The sequence below is a fragment of the Chitinimonas sp. genome (genome assembly GCF_036568685.1).
GTDB lineage: Bacteria > Pseudomonadota > Gammaproteobacteria > Burkholderiales > Chitinimonadaceae > Chitinimonas.
This window is the reverse complement of record NZ_DATCSC010000020.1, coordinates 1-2244: the sequence shown is the minus strand read 5'-3', so window position 1 is coordinate 2244 and position 2244 is coordinate 1. Positions and strand designations below refer to the sequence as shown.

Annotated in this window: 2 protein-coding genes; both read right to left on the bottom strand. The window is 67.6% G+C overall.

Annotation, left to right across the window (positions count from 1 at the left end):
- Positions 1–113: 113 nt before the first annotated feature.
- Positions 114–884 carry an alpha/beta hydrolase gene (locus tag VIM95_RS03430; RefSeq protein ID WP_331983031.1) on the bottom strand — a complete coding sequence of 257 codons (771 nt, stop codon included), beginning with the start codon at positions 882–884 and terminating at the stop codon, positions 114–116.
- A complete protein-coding gene (locus VIM95_RS03425; RefSeq protein WP_331983029.1) occupies positions 877–1902 on the bottom strand; it encodes a M14 family zinc carboxypeptidase in 1026 nt (341 codons plus the stop codon). The genes VIM95_RS03430 and VIM95_RS03425 overlap by 8 nt, the downstream gene beginning before the upstream one ends.
- Between the last annotated feature and the right edge of the window lie 342 nt (positions 1903–2244).

Sequence of the window (2244 nt, the reverse complement as noted above, 5' to 3'; positions counted from 1 at the left end):
GCGCGGGACACATTCCCGCCCCAAACCGCACGTAGTGCGGACATACGCGGCGATAGCCGCTAAATCAACGCAGTTTGTGACGGAAGGCGCTGCGCGTATGCCGACCGGCAGCACTATTCCCCGCGCTCGAGGCTGGCCACCCAGGCGGCGACTTCGGCAGCGAGCCAGGTGGGGGCGTCCAACGGGAGGTCGTGGCCGGCCGTGGCGTGGCAGCGCAGGGGCCAGAGGGTGGCTTGCGCGAGGGTTCGGCTACAGATGGACTGGACCAGGCGGTCCTGGCGGCTGCAGACGATGAGGGCCGGGCACAAGGGCCAGCCGGGGCGGGGGCGATAGCGGGCGGCGGCGGCCAGCTGGCGCAGCAGGTTGGCAGTGGAGACCGGGCTTTCGCGCTGCCAGGCCTGCCATTGCGGCAAGGCGGCGGCACGGGCGGCGGGCTCGTTGCTGCAAATGGCGAGAATGGTGGCCTCGCGCTCAGCCAAGCCCCGCATGGGCAGGCTCAAGAGGCGCGGGTAGTTGCGCCAGCGCAGCCGTTGCCAGAAGGGATTGAGGCTGGCGACGCTGGTATTGACCAACACCAGGCGGGCGACCTCCCGGGGCTGCGTTTGCGCCCATTCCAGCGCCACCATGCCGCCGAGCGAGAGCGCCAGCACATTGACCGGCCCCTGCGCCAGCACCTCGGCCAATTGCTGGCGCAAGCCCTGCAGCTGGCCGGCGATGGTGGTGGCGCTGGCCAGCCGATGGCGACCACCATTGCCGTCCAGATCGGGCGTAAGTACCGTGGCGCCGCCCAAGGCGGTACCCAGGGCGGCGGGGAAGGCACCCCAATGGCGGGCCTCACGGCCCAGGCCGCGCAAGAGTACCCAGGGACGCTGGACATCAGACATCGCGATACCAGAGGTGCATGGCATCCATGCGGTGGCGGGCGCTGCGCAGATGGCCGTCCAACCAGCGCGGGCCGCTGCCGGCGACGCGGGTGAGGAATTCCATAAAGGCCAGGTGGGTGCGCATGACCCGCTGCTGGCGATGCGGTGCGATGGGATTGAAAGGGCCCAGGCGGGACAGCAACTGGCGCGGGTTCTTGCGCACCCAGGTCCAGGAACCCATCTCCAGCGTGAAGGGCAGGAACAGGCCCTTACCCTGGTGGCGCGACTGCAGGTAGAGGTGGTCCCATAGGTCGCCATGGGTGAGGTACTGCCGGCTTTGTGGCTCGAACACGTAGCGGTGGTGCGGGTAGGCCTGGTCGAACAGGGTCTTGAGGGTGTAGATCTCGCCCAGTACCTCGATGGGCCGGCGGCTGCTGGCCAGTGGGAACCAGATGCGGTCGCGCAGACCGAAACCCGAGTGGCAGTCCAGCGCCAAGGCCATGGGGCGACTGAGCAGCTCTTCCTCGACCACCTGGCAGAGGGCCTGGCTCTCGGGTGCCATGGCCTCGCCATGGCGGCCGCGGTACCAGGGCAGCCAGCTACCGAGCCGGTGCCCGCCCAAGAGCCAGGCGACCGGTTCGCCGGCATCGATGGGGGCATTGCGCATCAGATCGATACCGCCGGGGTTGGCACGGCGGTGCTGCAGCATGCCGCCGGGGTTGACGAGTGGCATGAACAGCAGACGAACCTGGCTGAGCTGGTGCTCGAGTAGTGGGTCCCAGCGCAGGCGCATAAGCAGGTTATGGATAAAGGCCAGGATGACCTGGGTGCCGATACGCTCCAGCCCGTGCACTCCGCCGAAGAAGCCGACCACCGGGGCGTCGGGCGCCTCGCTGCCCAGGGTGAGTACGCGGATGGGCAGATGATGGCGGCCGGCCTGCACACTGGCCACGGTGCGCGCCTGCATCAGCCCCTCGCCCTGCTTGATCAGGCGTTCCAGCTCGGCAAGCTCAGGGAGGAAGGGGTAGGCCGTGCTCATGGTGGGCGGGGAGGAAATCCCTCCAGCATAGAGAGCGCCGCATGCGCTGCGGATGACGGTTTTGTGACAGCCAGGCAAGCACGGCATGGGCGAGACGCCCCCGCATCCCAGATGGGGGGCTTGGTGGCCAGCCCGGATCCACGCTCAACAAGCGATACGGCGCAATGCCCTTCGAGGATTGCGCCCTTGTATTGTCACACCTGACGGAGTAGCGCTCCGTCATCGAGTCCCGGACGCCGTTTGCGCCCTTGAACAGTCAGTTCGCTCCGTAGATCCCACGCCGGGACTCATCCTTCAAACTTGCTAGATATCGAACAGTATCTTCGGCCTCGCACTGGCGAG